Here is a 17461-nt window from a genome sequence, read left to right as displayed (position 1 = left end):
AAAATGTATATGAAATCTTATTTTTGATAATATATAAGTAATAAATTCATAGAATTGGAGTGATGAGATGCAGCCGTTAGAAAGAGAGATTCATTCTAATATGCTGAAAGTGTGGCGAATTCACGCTTTAATTGGGGCGGCAGTTATACTAACAGTCGTAATTGCGTATTTCTTTTTTATGATTAACTTTAACTGGTGGGGCTGGTTGTTTGGACTATTAGTAACAGGAGCTATTACATTTATTCCACTTGATTATTTTGTGTTTCCAAATTTGCGTCAGCGCTATTATAGTTACAGATTAAATGAAGAAGAGATTGAGATTCAAAAGGGAATGTTCGTTGTAAAACGCGTACTTATTCCGATGATCCGTGTGCAGCACGTAACGATTGAGCAAGGGCCGATCATGAGAAAGTATAATTTAGCAGAATTACACATTTCAACAGCCGCAACTTCTCATAGTATTCCAGGTTTAACGAAAGAAGAAGCAGAACAGCTAAAAAGACAAATTGGAGAACTTGCGAAAGTGAGTGATAAGGATGTATAAGAGGCAACATCCGATTACGATATTGTTAGGTATTAGAGTTGCGAGTTTGTTGCCACTTATTATTCTTGTTTTATTTAAACCTGATGAACAAGTGGAACCTTGGTATTTATTTTATCTTTTCCTTCTGGTTGTTTTATTCATCATGGCTATTTTTTCAGCAATTAAATGGTATTTTAAAGTGTATTGGATTGAGAATAATATTTTACATATAAAGCACGGTGTTTTTGTAAAGAAGGAAAGTTATTTAAATAAAGAACGTGTGCAAAATGTTAGTACGTCTTCTAATGTCATTTATCAGATGCTTGGGCTTATGAAGTTAAATATAGAAGTAGCGGGTGGTGGTAGTGAACCAGAAGTGATGTTGGCTGGTATTAAAGAAGACGAGGTAAAACATTTAATCTCTTTATTACATAAGAAAGAAACTACTGTAAAAGAAGAAATAGAAGAGGAAGAAAGCAAGACGGTTTATCAGTTAACAGCGAAAGAGGTTTTAGCGGCAGCGATTACATCTGGTCGGTTCGGACTAGTGTTTTCTGGACTGGTACTTCTTTACACAAAGTTTGATTTTGTTCTTCCTGAAGGATTCACAAGTAAAGTAGAAGCGTATGTGATGGGAAACGGTGTTTATAAACTAATTGTAATAGCATTAATTTTAATGGCAATTTCATGGATTATTTCCACGGCTGGATATGTGTTGAAATATGCAAACTTTAAAATTGAGCGAAAAGGGGAAGAAATTCGTATCGTTCAAGGGTTATTTGAAAAGAAAGAGTTTGTCTTAAAATTGCACCGAATTCAAGCGATTACTGTAAAAGAATGTATGCTTCGCCAGCCATTTGGTTATTGCGCTGTTGAAGTGGAAGCAATTCACAGTATTGGAGCAGCAAGTAATGAAGTGATGTTGCATCCTTTTATGAAGAAAAAAGATGTACAGCACCTGCTCACATATTTAGAGTTACCTTATGAAATTGAAGCGGAGATCGCTCACTTACCAAAAACAGCGTTGCGTCGTTATTTCATTATGGGCTGGTTAATAAGTATCATACTCACAGTTCTAATTGTTAGCGTAAGTATATATTTAAAACAATATATTGCGTTGTTTTTTATTTTACCGTTATTTATCGTGTTTTCGTTACTTGCGTATGCTAGATATAAAAGTGGCGGTTATGAATTAAGAGAAAATCAACTAACGGTTGTATATCGTAATTTTTCGAAATATACAGGAATAATGCGAAGAAGACATGTTCAAGCAGTAGGTTATAATCAATCGTATTTTCAAAGAAAGGATGAATTATGTACAACTCTTGTAGCGGTAGCGGGGCGGGGTTATGAAGTAAAGCATATGAGAAAAAAAGATTCACTTCGTATATATAATTGGTACAAAGAAAAAGGAAACACCGGTGTGTAATGGTGTTTCCTTTTTGTGTCATGATTTGTCGATAAGTCGATATATTCGAAGAATCGCTGATATAATTCGAGTTGCGCTGATATATTCAGAAAAACGCTGATATAATTCGAGTTGCGCTGATATATTCGAAGAATCGCCGATATAATTTCACATACCGTGGTTTCCGAAATCCAAACTCAAAAAAATTAAACTAACACATCAAAAGTAGTCACAAAAGAAGGGCGAGAGAAAATACTCTTTTGCTGTTCCGCATGTGGATGCGCTTGAGTCTGAGGTTTTCCTTCTACTTGCGTGGGACGTTTTTTATGAGCGTTTTCGAATGAACGTGATTCTGTCCAGTCTTTAAAGTTTTGCTCTGTTTCCCACATCGTTAAGATGACATATGTATCGTTACTTAATGGGCGTAGAACGCGGATCGCTTGGAATCCTGGTTCGTTTTCGATAAGGCCTGCGCGGTTTTTAAAGCGGTTTTCAAATACAGAGCGACCTTCGTCTGTTACAGAAATGTTGTTACAAACGATATAGCCAGGTTGTCCTTTGAATTCACCGACAGCATCTAGTACGTCATACTGAAGTGAACCTTCTACTAATTCTCCTGTATTTTCTTTATAAAACATATCTTTTTCATTATTTTTTGCAGTGAAATGTGCTTGTTCTAGAGGTGTTTCGTATGAAATAATAGCCTTCATTTTAATGCCCCCTTACTAGTTTGTTTCTATTATATCAACTCTCTTAAAAAACTTCGAAGATTATATACATAAAGATACTTCTTTTTCAAATAATAAATGTACCATCATTTGGAAAGAAGGACGATGTATGAAGAAAGTAAAGTGGACTTTATTAGGCGGCGTCGCAACGTTCGTAGTAGCGATTGTACTCTATAAACTTATCGTGTTAGCTGGTGGCTATATGATGGATGAAAAGCAGCTCGTTTTCCACTCTTCATCACGTATCGTTGACCAGAAAGGGAAAGAAATTACGAAATTATATGTAGAAAATAGAGACCTCGTACCGATCGAGCAAATTCCGAAGTATGTGCAGCAGGCGTTTGTTGCGGTGGAAGATTCTCGTTTTTATGAGCATCAAGGGATTGATTATCCGTCTATATTCCGTGCTCTTTATAAAGATACGTTAGCTAGAGAGAAGGTAGAGGGCGGTAGTACCATTACGCAGCAACTCGCTAAAAACGTCTTTTTAACTCGTGAAAAAACATTTACGCGCAAATTGAAGGAAGTCGCAATTTCTCTTCAATTAGAGCAAAAATATACGAAGCAACAAATTCTTGAAATGTATATGAATCATATTTATTTTGGTCATGGGGCTTACGGTATTCAAGCAGCAGCAAAGTTATATTTTAATAAAAATGTTGAGGATTTAACAGTAGAGGAAGGGGCAATGCTTGCAGGCCTTCCGAAGTCACCAAACGGATATTCACCATACTATTCTGCAGAGAAGAGTAAGGAACGCCGCGATCTAGTATTGTCACTTATGCATAAACAAGGCTATTTGACTGCAGAAGAAAGCGTTCGTTATCAAGGGAAGACAATTGCTCTATATAAAAATTTAGATGAGAATGAGCTTGCATATATGCCGTATATTGATATGGTCATAGATGAAGCCGCTCGTTTATACGGGTTGTCTCATCAAGAAGTACTTCGCGGAGGATATACGTTTGTCGTACCTATGGATGAAAAGATTCAAAAGGTAGCATATAACCAGTTTCAAGATGCAAGGAATTTTCCTGGGAAAGAAGAAGGGGCGCAAGGTGCTTTCTTATTAATGGATAATCGTACGGGAGGGATTAAAGCGGCGATTGGGGGAAGAAAGTACGTCCCGAGAGGATTTAATCGTGTTTTTGCCAAAAGGCAGCCCGGATCTGTTTTAAAACCACTTATCGTTTATGCACCAGCACTAGAAACGAAAAAGTATAATCCGTATTCTTTATTAACGAATGAAAGAAATTCTTTTGAAGGGTATGAACCTCGAAATTATAATCATGAGTATTCAAAAGAAATGACGATGTATGATGCGATTTTAGAGTCGGCAAACGTACCGGCAGTTTCTTTATTAAATGAGTTAGGGGTAGAAGAAGGAAAGCAATATTTAGAAAAAGGAAATGTCCATATTGCAGATGCTGGTTTAAGTACAGCGCTTGGGGGACTAAAAAATGGCGTTTCAACATTTGATCTTGTAAAAATGTATCGTTCATTTTTAGCAAATGGAAATATTATTGAGCCGCACGTTATTGATAAAGTATTGAATAGACACGGTGCAGTCATTGGGGAATCTCCAAAAGTAGAGACGAAAATCTTCTCGAAGCAGACAGCATGGTATATGACGAAAATGTTAGAAGGAGTTGTGAAGGAAGGAACAGCGAGAGCTGGTGTATATAACGGTGCGTTAGCTGGAAAAACGGGTACAACTTCATTGCCAAATGACGATAAGGGAGCAAGAGATATGTGGTTCGTCGGCTATACACCTAACTTAGTAGGCGCTGTTTGGATTGGTTATGACCGTACGGATAAGGAGCATCAGTTGCAAGGAGAAAGTGCATCTGCGACAAAATTGTTTAAGAAAATTTTAACGAAGGCTAATGTAGAACATAAAGAGAAGTTTATGAAGCCTGAAGGTGTGGAAACAATCGGCGCTCCGATTCGACTGCGCAAAATTGAAGATGTAAAAATGAAACTATCATTTAGCCCTTTCGGTTTATTTAAAGCAAAATTAAGTTGGACGCCACTTCCAGATAACAGAATTATGTACCGAATCTATAGAGTGGAGAACGGAATTCATACACATGTTAGCACTGTAAATGGTGCTGGGGAATATGAGGAAAAGTTCGTTAACATATTTTCAAAACCGAGCTTTTACGTTGTACCATATAATACACAAACGAATCGTGAAGGAGAAAAGTCAAAAGTAGCTAAACCATAGTTTTTCTCTGTGTTATAATAAGAATGTTGTGAAAATAGTAAGCGTTTTTAAGAATGTTTGTGTCAATTTAATGAACAACGTACATAATATTATGCATTTTGTTTTTACAAGCTGTATAGTAAAAAAAGATAAATATCGAACGTATTCGAAGCATTGGTAAGGAAGGGAGCAAGGGTCTTGGTAAGAACTATAAATGAGACATTTTTAAAAGCATGTAGGGGGGAACGTACCGATTATGTACCAGCATGGTATATGCGTCAAGCGGGTCGTTCACAGCCGGAATATAGAAAGATTAAAGAAAAGTATTCTTTATTTGAAATTACACATAATCCAGAGTTATGTGCTTACGTTACAAAATTGCCGGTTGATCAGTATAACGTAGACGCAGCAATTCTTTATAAAGATATTATGTCACCACTACCTGCAATTGGTGTGGATGTAGAAATTAAATCAGGTATTGGCCCAGTTATTGATAATCCAATCCGTTCTTTACAAGACGTAGAAAAACTAGGGGAAATCAATCCAGAAGATGACGTACCGTACATACTAGATACAATTCGTTTATTAACGACAGAAATGTTAGACGTACCGTTAATCGGTTTTTCAGGAGCTCCATTTACATTAGCGAGCTATATGATTGAAGGCGGTCCATCTCGTAACTACCATAATACGAAAGCGTTCATGTATGCAGAGCCAAAAGCTTGGTTCGCTTTAATGGATAAACTAGCAGATATGGTTATTACATATTTAAAAGCGCAAATAAACGCAGGAGCAAAAGCAGTTCAAATTTTCGATTCTTGGGTTGGAACAGTAAATGTAGCAGATTATCGCGTATTTATTAAACCAGCAATGGAGCGTATTTTTGCAGAAGTTCGTAAGATGGGTGTACCGATGATTATGCACGGCGTAGGAGCTGCACACTTAGTGAATGAGTGGCACGACTTACCGCTTGATGTAGTCGGCTTAGACTGGCGCTTACCGATTGAAGAAGCACGTGCACGTGGCGTTCATAAGGCGGTACAAGGTAATATGGACCCTTCATTCTTACTTGCACCATGGTCTGTTATTGAAGAACATGTAAAAGGTATTTTAGATCAAGGGATGAAACAGCCGGGTTATATCTTTAACTTAGGTCACGGTGTATTCCCAGAAGTAAATCCGGATACATTAAAACGTTTAACTACATTTATTCATGAATACTCTAAAGGGCAGTTAGCGAAGTAAAGGAGAATTGCTGTATGAAAAAGAAGATTGGTTTGCTTGTAATGGCATACGGAACGCCATATAAAGAAGAAGATATTGAACGTTACTATACACATATTCGTAGAGGAAGAAAGCCAAGTCCTGAAATGCTGGAAGATTTAACAGAGCGTTACCGTGCAATTGGTGGTATTTCTCCTTTAGCTACTATTACATTAGAGCAAGCTAAGAAGTTAGAACAGCGTTTAAATGAAGTACAAGATGAAGTAGAGTACCATATGTATCTTGGTTTAAAACATATTGAACCGTTTATTGAAGATGCGGTGAAAGATATGCATAACGACGGAATACAAGATGCAATCGCACTTGTTCTTGCACCTCACTATTCTACGTTTAGCGTGAAATCATACGTTGGACGAGCACAAGAAGAAGCTGAGAAACTTGGAAACTTAACAATTCACGGCATTGATAGCTGGTATAAAGAGCCGAAATTCATCCAGTACTGGGTTGATGCAGTGAAAGGTATATATAACGGTATGTCAGATGCAGAGCGTGAAAAAGCAGTATTAATCGTATCTGCACATAGCTTACCAGAGAAAATTATTGCAATGGGCGATCCATATCCAGATCAATTAAATGAAACAGCGGATTATATCGCGCGCGGAGCTGAAGTAGCAAACTATGCAGTAGGCTGGCAAAGTGCAGGAAACACACCAGATCCTTGGATTGGTCCAGATGTACAAGATTTAACGAGAGAACTAAATGAAAAGCACGGTTATACTTCATTCGTATATGCACCAGTTGGATTTGTTGCGGAACATTTAGAAGTTTTATATGACAACGACTTTGAGTGTAAAGTTGTAACAGATGAAATTGGTGCGAAATATTATCGTCCAGAAATGCCAAATGCATCGGACGCATTTATTGATTGTTTAACAGATGTTGTATTAAAGAAAAAAGAATCTGTACTGTAAGAAGAAAGGGGGAGCCTGCTTGAGGAAAAAAGTTGTGATCGTCGGCGGAGGCATCACTGGATTAACAGCAATGTATAACTTACAAAAAAATATTCATGAAAAAAACTTGCCGATTGATACATTACTTATAGAAGCATCGGGTAAACTTGGCGGAAAAATTCAAACCGTTCGAAAAGATGGATTTACAATTGAGCGCGGACCGGATTCTTTCTTAGCACGAAAAGAAAGTGCAGCTAGATTAGTGAAAGAATTAGGTCTTGGCGATGAACTTGTAAATAATCAAGCCGGTCAATCATTTATCCTCGTAAACAATCGGTTACATAAAATGCCGAATGGATCAATGATGGGAATTCCAACGCAAATTACGCCGTTTCTATTTTCCGGGCTGTTCTCCCCAATTGGTAAACTAAGAGCTGGTTTTGATCTATTAATGCCGAGGTCAAAGCCAGTATCTGACCAATCACTCGGACAATTTTTCAGACATCGTCTTGGAAACGAAGTGGTTGAAAACTTAATAGAACCGTTACTATCGGGTATTTATGCAGGGGATATTGATCAAATGAGCTTAATGTCAACATTCCCGCAAATGTATCAGATTGAGCAGAAACATCGCAGTATTTCACTCGGTATGCGTACGCTCGCTCCGAAAGAAGAGAAAGCTGAACCGAAAAAGGGAATGTTCCAAACAGTGAAAACAGGTTTAGAATCTATCGTAAAATCTCTCGAAGCAAAGATGCATGAAGGTACGATAATAAAGGGAACTCGCATTGAAAAAGTTGCAAAACAGGGTGATGGTTCTACAATTACTCTTAGTAACGGAAAAGAAATAGAAGCGGACGCCATCGTAGTGGCAACTTCGCATAAAGTATTGCCGTCCATGTTTGCTCAGTACAAGCAGTTTCGTTTCTTCCGTAATATTCCATCCACATCCGTTGCGAATGTGGCACTTGCTTTCCAAAAGTCTGCAATCCAGCGCGATATTAATGGTACAGGATTTGTCGTATCACGAAATAGCGATTACACCATTACAGCATGTACGTGGACGCATAAAAAATGGCCGCATACAACGCCAGAAGGAAAAACACTCCTTCGTTGCTACGTCGGGCGTGCTGGTGATGAAGCGGTTGTAGAACAAACTGAAGAAGAACTCGTTCAGCTCGTACTAGAGGATTTAAAGAAGACGATGGATATTACAGAGGATCCAGAGTTTACAATCGTAAGTCGCTGGAAAGAAGCGATGCCTCAATATACAGTAGGCCATAACGAGCGAATGAAACAGCTCACAACATTTATGGAGAAAGAGTTGCCAGGTATATACTTGGCAGGTAGCTCCTATGCTGGCGCTGGACTTCCAGACTGTATTAATCAAGGTGAAGAAGCTGCAAAGCGTGTATTATCTCATTTGGAGAAAGTAATAGATGCTGAATTAATCGCACAATAAATTATAAGAAACGCCTTCAATCATATTGAAGGCGTTTCGTTTATTATATAAAATACTTATTCGCCAATAAACATATATAAGTTATTTGGCTTTATAACAGCATCTCCTGCATAAATAACCCACTCTGTTAAGTTATCAAAATCTAAATGATAACTATTTCCTTCACTCATATCTTCTATGAAATATGGTTCATTAATGAGTATTCCTTGAATGAAATCTTCCGTAATGTTTTGCATTTCAAACCACATATGTTCACTTTTTCCTTCTTCGTAGGAGACACCAAACTTAGCAAGGAAACGAAAATCTTCATTTGATTGTTCAATGTGAAAAATGTTGCTGAAATACCCAAAAGTATTTTTCGCATTGTAAGCCATACGATCGGTTTCACTATTTGTTTTATAGAACATGAGCCCTGTAGCTTCCTCGTGTTCTTTGAAAAAACTTTCAATATATTCTTCTGAAGTATTAAATTTGAATAAGAGAACGGATGGAGATTGATGGTATTCATCTCGGGCATCCATTCCGCCTAAGAATGTATTTTGTGCATCTATTGGTTGTAGTTTCACTTCCTCATCTTCGATTGAAGATAATTGGTCCATACTCGTTTTATGCCCTATATAAGATAATCCTTTTTCCCACGGAACAGCGACTGTATGTATAGAACCTTGCTGACTATGTGCGATAACGATAGGCTCATTCATAGGGACTTGTCCATTCTCAACGGCATTATTAGCAAATGTTTGAAAGAGATCGCTAATGCCGTAGTAGGAAGAAATGCGATTTGGAATAATTAACTCTATTTCAGTTACGCCTGCTCTTAAAAGACCATGTGTATGAAACCAATATTGCGTAGGCTCACCGTCTTTATCGTCTTCATAAACGGAATGAATAACGTATAAGTCAGGAATGTCAGGTAATAATTCATTTTCAACGTGATATTCAATATAGCTTCTAGATATCACTTTCATTGCTGCACTTGAATCGATTACAAATAACAAATCTGGGGCGAGATTCCATAAGAACTGTAACTGCTGGAAAAAGCAGTCAAGTACATCGCCTACAAATAGCGTACGAGTGAAAATTTCAGTGCCGAAAGCTGCATCTTCAAAATTACGATCTACGATTGTAGCATCTTGTCTATTGTACATTTTATATCCTTCTGGATCGTTCGGTTCATCAATATGCAGTTCATACGGTATGACTGTTTCACCCATATGTAATTCAACAATAAGGCTTGTCTCATCACTATAAACAATTTTTAAATCATCAACTTTAGTAGCGATCGTTTCTAGTCGCTGTTTTAACTGCTCAATTGTAATTCTAGTTGGTATAACGGCAATCATATCTGAAAAATGACGTTCTAATGTTCCATTCATAGCTGCGCGGTATGTTTCTGTTTGCACTTCCATCCAATCACTCCTATTCAAATGAATCCATTTTACATGCCAATTAAATGTCGATATTTTCTGTTTTCTCTCTCTAACATTATAGAGTGTATTTGTAGAAGGTGTAAAATTATTATTTTGTATTATAGTTTGAAAGCTTGTAAATTAAATAAATCTTTTGTAAAATTTGTCGAAATATAGTTCTATATAACGAATCATTTGTTATGATAGAAATGCTGAGAAAATATGAAATAGAGAGAGGAAAATGGCTGTGAAGAAATTGTTAAGTGTCTTTTTATCATTCTTGCTATTGCTTTCATTTACTGGAACTTTAGCGCAAGCAGAAGAAACTGCTTCTATGTCAGTAGAAAAAGCAATTCAAGTATTTAAGCAGCAAGGGAAAACGAAGGGGATAGTAGAAGGATATATTGTTGGATATACGCAAAGTTCTTCTAAATATACGAAGGATCCAGCTAAGTTTGATGATACAAACGTAGCAATTGCAGATTCGCCAAACGAAACGAATCCAGACAAAATCATGCCCGTTCAGTTACCGAAAGGTGATGTGAGAACGGCAGTGAATGTAAAAGATCACCCTGAAAATATCGGGAAGAAAGTTAGTTTGACTGGGACCCTTGAATTATATTTTAGTAACCCAGGTCTAAAATCAGTAACAGCTTATAAGTTTCAAGGTGAAGGACAAAACCGTGTTAGCGATGTAGTAGCTTCACCGAACGGTGGAGAAGTTGCTAAAGGAACAGCGGTAACATTAACGACGAATACAGAAGGCGCAACAATCTACTATACGTTAGATGGCTCTAATCCTACTAATAAAAGTGTTCGTTATAATGGACAAATTATAGTGAATGAAAATAGTGTAGTGAAAGCAATCGCAGAAAAAGAAGGACTTACTCCTTCAGCAATTTCGACATTTTCATTTATTATCGTAAATAATGAACAGGTTCGTATTCATGACATTCAAGGGAAATCACATATGTCTCCTTACAACGGGAAGAAAGTAAACAATGTGGAAGGCGTTGTCACAGCGCTTGATAAAAACGGCTTTTATATAGAAGATAATCAGCCAGATAATGATCCAGCTACTTCAGAAGGTATGTACGTATATAAAAAAGATGCGAATATAGCAGTAGGAGATCTTATTCAAGTTGATGGAGTAGTAGAAGAATATGTTGGACCAGGATATGCAGAACGATTTGAAACAGACTTAACGACGACTGAAATTAAAGCGAGCCGCGTTGCTGTAATCGCAAAAGATCAATCTTTGCCAGCACCGATTGTACTTGGGGAAAATGGTGTGAAAATCCCGGACCAGATTATTGATAATGATGCATTTGGTTTATTTGATCCAAATGAAGATGCAATCGACTTCTATGAAAGTATAGAAGGTATGCGTGTTACGATGCCAACACCAAAAATTATTACACCTCAGAAAAACGGAAATTTATATGTAACAGTAAAAAATGGTGGAGATAAAATAGTAACACAATATGGCACACCTCTATTAGATGAAAATCAATTAAACCCAGAGCGCCTTTCTGTAAAAGTACCTCGCGATTATGTAGCAAAAGTAGGAGATACTTTTACTGGAGATATAACAGGGGTAGTAGGATATGATTACGGTTCTTTCCGTATTTCTCCAATAACAGAACTGCCAGCTGTAGTGGATGGTGGATTTAAGCAAGTAGGGGCAAATATTCAGCCACGTCTTGATAAGTTAACGGTTGCTACATATAACATTGAAAACTTCTCAGCGAATAAAAAAGAAACAACAGATGAAAAAGTAAAAGCGTTAGCGTATTCTATTAAATACAACTTAAAAATGCCAGATATTATCGGTGTAGAGGAAATGCAAGATAATAACGGATCAATTAATGACGGTACAACAGATGCGTCATTAAGCGCAAAACGTATCATTGATGCAGTTCTAGAAATTCGTGGACCGAAGTATGAGTATGTAGAAATCGCTCCAAACAATAATCAAGATGGAGGAGCACCAGGAGCGAATATTCGCGTCGGCTTCTTCTATAATCCATCACGCGTGAAATTAGCGACGGTACCGAAGTTACTTGATAAGAATGTTGTTCGTATTGGAGACGAAAATCCATTGTTTGAAAGTACACGTAAACCGCTAGCGGCAGAATTTACGTTCCAAGGACAAAACATTGTTGTCGTTGCAAATCACTTAAACTCAAAACTAGGAGATGCAACGCCATTTGGAAAAGTGCAGCCGCTCGTATTAAAGAGTGAAGACAAACGAATTCAGTTAGCACAAGAAGTAAATTATTTCGTGCAAGGAATTCAGAAAAAGAATACAAATGCACCAGTTGTTGTGTTAGGTGATATGAACGATTTCGAATTCTCTAAACCACTAAAAACACTAGAGGGAACAATCTTAAAAGATATGTTAAACACAGTGCCGAAAGAGAATCGTTACACGTACATTCACGAAGGAAATGCACAAGTGTTAGATCATATTTTAGTAACAAACAATATCGCACCACACACAATTGTAGACCCAGTACACTTAAACTCAAACATTATGAAAGAACACGGACGTGTAAGTGACCACGACCCAGTACTTGCTCAAATTGATTTGAAGAAGGCTTCTTAAAGTGTGGAACGCTTAGGTGACTAAGCGTTCTTTTTTTGCATCGTTATAGAATAGTATAAAGAGATGATTCCTTTTTTTGTAATCTAATGATAAAATTGATTGAATATTTAGTTTTTAATAAGGGGGACAACAATGCAGTTACAAATAAATGGAAAGGTAATGAATCAGTTTGCAATTTTTTTTAGTACGATCATCATGCTTCAGTTTGTAGCTGATATAACAGGACTTACAAGCAATCTAGATATTACGTATAACTTAATACATACAGCAGCTTCTTATATAACATTTAGTTTGGCGGTTATTTTCACTTTAATAGGTGCAAGAAGAGAATTAAGTAAATATGCAATTGTTTCATTATGTTTAGTTGTAGGTATTAAAGCGATTTACTTTGTAGCGGTCGTTATTTTATGGGGGGTGGCAGGTACGCCATAAGTGAATAGTAAATAAACCCTAATTTCCAATATAGTAAGGAAATTAGGGTTTTATTATACTTGAAACGCTTTTCTACACCGCTCTCTTTTTTGCAGTCTTCTTTTATATTTTTTTCTATCCCGCTTTACTCCTTGTATATACATAAGTAAGCTAACGAAAAGGAAGAAAGCACATTGCGTCATTAAAATATATGGTGACATGCCTTGCAATGGTTGTTTCGGATCATATAAATGAAAAGGTGCTCCGCCTATTGAAGGAAGTATTGTATTTAGCAGGACGTAAGGAATGGAGGCGGCTGCAAATGGAAAGAGAATTGCCATATAGTCTTTTTGTGACCATACAGATGCAGCAAGTCCTAAAAGGGCCATTAAACCTGCAAATAAAAAATTAATTCCGATATATACAGCAATGTAAGTGAGAGGCGCATCAAAATATAGGTTTGCGAACATTCCATCAGCATTTATGATGCCTGAACCAACCGTAGGTGTTCCGTCTGGAATGGTTAATTTGCAAAATAATAACGATAAGATGAATGGAAGTGTATAAAGAAATCCTCCGCAAAAAAAAGTAACGATATATTTCGCTACTGAATAAGGAAATATAGAAATCCCCTTACTCACAAACGGTTTAAAACCATCGGACTTATCCGAATTGTAACTTGTACTAAAGGGGAAACTCGCAATAACTGGCATTAATAATAAATAAACATCCATTTCATTGTCGCGAAATCCAATCCATTTTAAATCTGTTGATATAGGACCATTTGCTGCGTTTCCTAAATAACGAATTACATAATAATAGTGATAAATGCAAATAAGAACGAATCCACTAAGCATCATAATTAAAGAAATACGACTACAAAAAGCTTGCTTTATATTTAAACGAAGTGCACGCATCATGACTGAAAAAGCCTCCACTGTTTTGATAAACTTGTCTATTTTCTATATTACTATTAATTGTAAAGATTTTCTTGTTTTTTTATTTGATTATTTGAAAAAGAGGAATTTTGTTGTTGTGAAGTAAGGTTTAGCTGAAATTAATTTTTCTAAAATATGGTTGACAATTAAGTATTACATTTGTAATCTTAATTATAGATTACAAATGTAATACTTAGGAGTGAAACAGACGATGACAAATCAATTACCTAAAATATCTGAAGCGGAATTAGAAATTATGAAAGTACTTTGGTCGAGTTCTCCGCAAACAGCGAATGAAATTATAGAAGAACTGGAAGATGCAATGGACTGGAAACCGAAAACAATCCGCACATTAATTAATCGATTAGTGCAAAAGGAAGCCGTTTCTTACCATCAAGATAAAGGGCGTATGTACGCTTATTACCCGTTAGTATCACAAGATAATTATTTGCAAGTGGAAACGAAATCTTTACTAAAACGTTTTTGCGGTGCAGCGTTTAAGCCATTACTTGTTAATTTCTTAAAAGAGGAGAAATTATCTTCAGAAGATATTAATGAATTAAAACGCATTTTAGATGAGAAGACAGAGGAGAATAAGAGGAAGGATCGATAAAAATGATAAACACGCTTATAAATGTATACCTTCCTCATTTTTTTGATTGGCTTATAGAAACGTCACTTATGGCTAGCATATTAGTCGGATTTATTTTATGTATAAAAGTTCTATTTAGAAATAAATTAACCCCCCGGTGGCAATATATGCTGTGGATCGTATTAATGATAAGACTCCTTTTACCGTGGTCGCCAGATAGCTCTTATAGCATTTACTCATTACTTTCTTATAGTTCTAGCGTATCGGAAGTTATTCCAAAAAATATGCCGGCTACTGAGAATATAGTGAACATAGAAAGCGACCGAAAAGTGGAATTGGAATCAAATTCTAAAATGGTGACAAAAACTAGCGAACCGGAAGTAAAAGTCAGTTCGGAAAAACAGACTACATTTTCTTTATACAAACTTGCTTTGTATGTGTGGCTAGCTGGGGTAATCATATTAGCAGCCATCACGTTTCTTACAAATAGACGTTTATATTCTTACATAAAGAAACAACCGGATATTACGGACGAACAGGTCACTACAGTGTTTAATCGCTGTAAGCAGTCTATGAAAATGAAGAAGGCAGTTTCATTACGTCTTGCAGGAAAGATTGCAAGTCCAACGGTTTTTAGTTTCTTTCGCCCGAAAGTATTACTATCAAAAAAACATATGAAAGTATTAAATGAACAACAATTACAATATGTCTTTTACCATGAGTTAGCTCATATTAAGAGAAACGATGTAGCTGTAAATTGGATTATGTACAGTTTAATCCTATTAAATTGGTTCAATCCAATTCTTTGGTACGCCTATTTTTGTATGCGAGAAGATCAAGAATTAGCCTGTGATGCATATGCACTTACTTTTATAGATAAAGAGGAACAAATTGCATACGGTCATACAATTATTACCCTTTTAGAACACTATTCCTATCAAGTACCAAGCCTAGCAAATTTAAGTAGAAATAAACGAACACTAAAAAGGAGAATCATTATGATTAAAAAATTCCAAAAGAAATCGTATCGTCTTTCTTTACTCGGAGTGATTGCTATAGCAGCTATAGCAGGCGGATTTTTATTAAATGCAAGGATAACTGAGGGAGATGAAAGACAGAAGGAAAAGGTTGTAGAAAACAAGCAATATAAACCTGCATTTGAAAAAGCGATAGAAACAGTATATGGTACACCAGAGAATGCAAGTAGAGAATGGGGGATGTCAATAACGTCATATAAAAAGAATACAGATTTTTTGTATTTGGCAGAAAAGAATTTTACAAAAGAAGAATTTGAGCAGTATGTTCGATTATTTAAGGAAGCGCAAGAAATTCATAAAAAAGCAATGGTTAAGAAAAATGTGCCTGAGAATTATGATGGAGATACAAAGGAATATAAACCTGAACGCTTGAAGAAAGCTGATCAAGAAAGACTAGCTACTATTGAGAAGACATTAAAACCGCTTGGAGATAAGCTGGAGAAGTCTTTAACATATACTATAGAAGAAGCGAAAGAACATGTACCGTATCAAATTAAGCAGCCGACTTATATACCTGAAGGTTATGAATTAAAGAGAGAATGGGCTGACTCATATTTTGGAAGAGATGTAGAATTAGTTATTAAATCAGAATATACAAAAGGAAAATATGGTTTTACAATTTACCAGTCAAGGATGTATATGGATGGTAATGTTAATGGTGGTAAGGATCCGCTACACTATATGATGCCTGGAGTAGAGAATCTAGAAAGTTATAGTTTAGATGGGAAAGGAATGGTATATAATAAATCTTCTCATGGAGAGGGGAAGTTAAGGGGCCTTAAAATGTTTGTACCAGCACAAGGTAAGAATAGTGATTATCAAATTGTCATAGTAAATGATATTTTTACAAGAGATACAAAGATATACGAAGAGATAATTGATGATGATCTAACTAAGAAAGAGATGGAGAAAATATTACTTTCTATGTCAAAATAAAAGGCAGTGTTCTTAAACCGTTGGTTTTAAGAACACTGTCTATTTTATTAAATTTCTAGTGGGATCTAGTCAGCAATTATTTACGAATATATTCTAGCTTTCCATACAAGTATACTTTTTGATAAACTATGGAAAGTATGATATACACTGACTGGAATTTTTTTATACTGGAAATAATAAAAAGAGAACTTGTATAGAATGTAAGCGTGTGGTAATATCAAAGATGTACTGATTGACTATATTATCCAATTGGTCATTTTTGGAGGTGATGATGTGGCAATAGATCGAAAACGTTCTATTATTGAGGCTGCAACAAAGTCTTTTTCAGCGTTCGGCTATAAAGCAACAACGATGGATCAAGTAGCGAAGTTAGCGAATGTAGGGAAAGGAACGATTTATACTTTTTTCAAAAATAAAGAAGAGTTATTTGGTGAAATTATTTCTAATTTAATTACAGAAATGAAGCAAGTTGCAGAAAGTGCAATTCGTTCAGATGTTTCATTTTTTGAAAATGTACATAGAGCATTATATAGCATCTTGGAATTTAGAAAAGAACATCAGCTCATGATTAAATTAATTCAAGAAGAGCGCGATATGGGAACGAAAGAAGTACAAGAAGTGATGCAACAAGTTGATGTGGAAATCGTTTCTGTTATTCAATCGTATTTAAAGATTGCGATTGAAAAAGGTGAAATTAGCAAATGTGATCCAGAAATTACAGCATTTATTATGCTTCGTCTATATGTATCGCTTATTTTTGATTGGGAAAAAAATCACGAACCGCTAGAAAAAGAAAAAATTGCAGAGTTATTTGAACTTTATTTACTAAAAGGATTGTCAAACTAAGATAATCCTTTTAATTTTATAAAAAATGACCAAATGAACAATACGGTCATATATTTAAGTTAAGGGGGGGATATAGAAAAATTATAATCATAATAAGAAAAAGTTGCATAGTAATAAATTCGGGGATAAGGCATATGTATGAACAAGTATAGCCTTTTTGTTTGGGTAAAAATGACTATATGA

Annotated in this window: 14 protein-coding genes; 11 read left to right on the top strand and 3 right to left on the bottom strand. The window is 35.9% G+C overall.

Annotated features, from left to right (window positions below; genetic code table 11):
- Positions 1-67: 67 nt before the first annotated feature.
- Both AU379_RS21855 and AU379_RS21850 read left to right on the top strand, forming a co-directional pair.
- The gene (locus tag AU379_RS21855; RefSeq protein ID WP_001182722.1) at positions 68-544 is read left to right on the top strand and encodes a PH domain-containing protein; all 477 of its coding nucleotides are present in this window, start codon (positions 68-70) and stop codon (positions 542-544) included.
- Positions 537-1952 carry a PH domain-containing protein gene (locus AU379_RS21850; protein WP_061139714.1) on the top strand — a complete coding sequence of 472 codons (1416 nt, stop codon included), beginning with the start codon at positions 537-539 and terminating at the stop codon, positions 1950-1952. Before AU379_RS21855 ends, AU379_RS21850 begins: the two co-directional genes overlap by 8 nt.
- Positions 1953-2137: 185 nt before the next feature.
- On the opposite strand, the gene hmoB is transcribed toward AU379_RS21850, so the two are convergent.
- Positions 2138-2641: a heme-degrading monooxygenase HmoB gene (gene hmoB / locus AU379_RS21845; RefSeq protein ID WP_025966980.1), complete on the bottom strand. Its 504-nt coding sequence runs from the start codon at positions 2639-2641 to the stop codon at positions 2138-2140.
- 127 nt (positions 2642-2768) lie between these two features.
- Between hmoB and AU379_RS21840 the strand changes: the two genes are divergently transcribed.
- The 4 genes from AU379_RS21840 (at position 2769) to hemY (ending at position 8501) form a co-directional block, all read left to right on the top strand.
- Positions 2769-4886, top strand: coding sequence for a PBP1A family penicillin-binding protein (locus AU379_RS21840; RefSeq protein WP_000756294.1), 2118 nt, complete (start codon positions 2769-2771; stop codon positions 4884-4886).
- A gap of 177 nt (positions 4887-5063) precedes the next feature.
- Positions 5064-6110, top strand: coding sequence for a uroporphyrinogen decarboxylase (gene hemE / locus AU379_RS21835; protein ID WP_000252605.1), 1047 nt, complete (start codon positions 5064-5066; stop codon positions 6108-6110).
- Positions 6111-6124: 14 nt separating this feature from the next.
- Entirely contained in the window at positions 6125-7060 is a 936-nt protein-coding gene (gene hemH, locus AU379_RS21830; protein WP_000726800.1) for a ferrochelatase, read from the top strand.
- Between the two features lie 19 nt (positions 7061-7079).
- Positions 7080-8501 (top strand): protoporphyrinogen oxidase, encoded by a 1422-nt coding sequence (gene hemY / locus AU379_RS21825; RefSeq protein WP_061139713.1) that lies wholly within the window; start codon positions 7080-7082, stop codon positions 8499-8501.
- A gap of 56 nt (positions 8502-8557) precedes the next feature.
- On the opposite strand, the gene AU379_RS21820 is transcribed toward hemY, so the two are convergent.
- Positions 8558-9910, bottom strand: a complete 1353-nt coding sequence (locus AU379_RS21820) for a DUF4026 domain-containing protein (protein ID WP_000453718.1) — start codon at positions 9908-9910, stop codon at positions 8558-8560.
- 241 nt (positions 9911-10151) lie between these two features.
- Between AU379_RS21820 and AU379_RS21815 the strand changes: the two genes are divergently transcribed.
- Both AU379_RS21815 and AU379_RS21810 read left to right on the top strand, forming a co-directional pair.
- Complete coding sequence (locus AU379_RS21815) at positions 10152-12518, top strand: DUF6359 domain-containing protein (RefSeq protein ID WP_061139712.1); 2367 nt, start codon at positions 10152-10154, stop codon at positions 12516-12518.
- Between the two features lie 132 nt (positions 12519-12650).
- Positions 12651-12950, top strand: a complete 300-nt coding sequence (locus AU379_RS21810) for a hypothetical protein (protein ID WP_001176845.1) — start codon at positions 12651-12653, stop codon at positions 12948-12950.
- A gap of 53 nt (positions 12951-13003) precedes the next feature.
- Here AU379_RS21810 and AU379_RS21805 read toward each other — a convergent pair whose 3' ends face one another.
- A complete protein-coding gene (locus tag AU379_RS21805; RefSeq protein ID WP_000984174.1) occupies positions 13004-13849 on the bottom strand; it encodes a hypothetical protein in 846 nt (281 codons plus the stop codon).
- Positions 13850-14078: 229 nt separating this feature from the next.
- On the opposite strand from AU379_RS21805, the gene AU379_RS21800 reads away from it, so the two are divergent.
- From AU379_RS21800 to AU379_RS21790, 3 genes are all read left to right on the top strand, one after another.
- Positions 14079-14480: a BlaI/MecI/CopY family transcriptional regulator gene (locus tag AU379_RS21800; RefSeq protein ID WP_000184509.1), complete on the top strand. Its 402-nt coding sequence runs from the start codon at positions 14079-14081 to the stop codon at positions 14478-14480.
- A gap of 2 nt (positions 14481-14482) precedes the next feature.
- Positions 14483-16432, top strand: coding sequence for a M56 family metallopeptidase (locus AU379_RS21795; RefSeq protein ID WP_061139711.1), 1950 nt, complete (start codon positions 14483-14485; stop codon positions 16430-16432).
- A 273-nt stretch (positions 16433-16705) separates the two neighbouring features.
- Entirely contained in the window at positions 16706-17278 is a 573-nt protein-coding gene (locus AU379_RS21790; RefSeq protein ID WP_000963381.1) for a TetR/AcrR family transcriptional regulator, read from the top strand.
- Positions 17279-17461 lie beyond the last annotated feature (183 nt).

The organism is Bacillus sp. JH7, from assembly GCF_001563515.1.
GTDB lineage: Bacteria > Bacillota > Bacilli > Bacillales > Bacillaceae_G > Bacillus_A > Bacillus_A cereus.
This window is presented reverse-complemented; position numbering and strand designations above follow the sequence as displayed.

What these genes read in the sequence shown, in the direction of transcription:
- AU379_RS21855 (WP_001182722.1), top strand. Translation starts at nt 68, where the DNA reads ATGCAGCCGTTAGAAAGAGAGATTCATTCTAATATGCTGAAAGTGTGG.
- AU379_RS21850 (WP_061139714.1), top strand. Translation starts at nt 537, where the DNA reads ATGTATAAGAGGCAACATCCGATTACGATATTGTTAGGTATTAGAGTT.
- hmoB (WP_025966980.1), bottom strand. Translation starts at nt 2,641, where the DNA reads ATGAAGGCTATTATTTCATACGAAACACCTCTAGAACAAGCACATTTC.
- AU379_RS21840 (WP_000756294.1), top strand. Translation starts at nt 2,769, where the DNA reads ATGAAGAAAGTAAAGTGGACTTTATTAGGCGGCGTCGCAACGTTCGTA.
- hemH (WP_000726800.1), top strand. Translation starts at nt 6,125, where the DNA reads ATGAAAAAGAAGATTGGTTTGCTTGTAATGGCATACGGAACGCCATAT.
- AU379_RS21820 (WP_000453718.1), bottom strand. Translation starts at nt 9,910, where the DNA reads ATGGAAGTGCAAACAGAAACATACCGCGCAGCTATGAATGGAACATTA.
- AU379_RS21815 (WP_061139712.1), top strand. Translation starts at nt 10,152, where the DNA reads ATGGCTGTGAAGAAATTGTTAAGTGTCTTTTTATCATTCTTGCTATTG.
- AU379_RS21810 (WP_001176845.1), top strand. Translation starts at nt 12,651, where the DNA reads ATGCAGTTACAAATAAATGGAAAGGTAATGAATCAGTTTGCAATTTTT.
- AU379_RS21805 (WP_000984174.1), bottom strand. Translation starts at nt 13,849, where the DNA reads ATGATGCGTGCACTTCGTTTAAATATAAAGCAAGCTTTTTGTAGTCGT.
- AU379_RS21800 (WP_000184509.1), top strand. Translation starts at nt 14,079, where the DNA reads ATGACAAATCAATTACCTAAAATATCTGAAGCGGAATTAGAAATTATG.
- AU379_RS21795 (WP_061139711.1), top strand. Translation starts at nt 14,483, where the DNA reads ATGATAAACACGCTTATAAATGTATACCTTCCTCATTTTTTTGATTGG.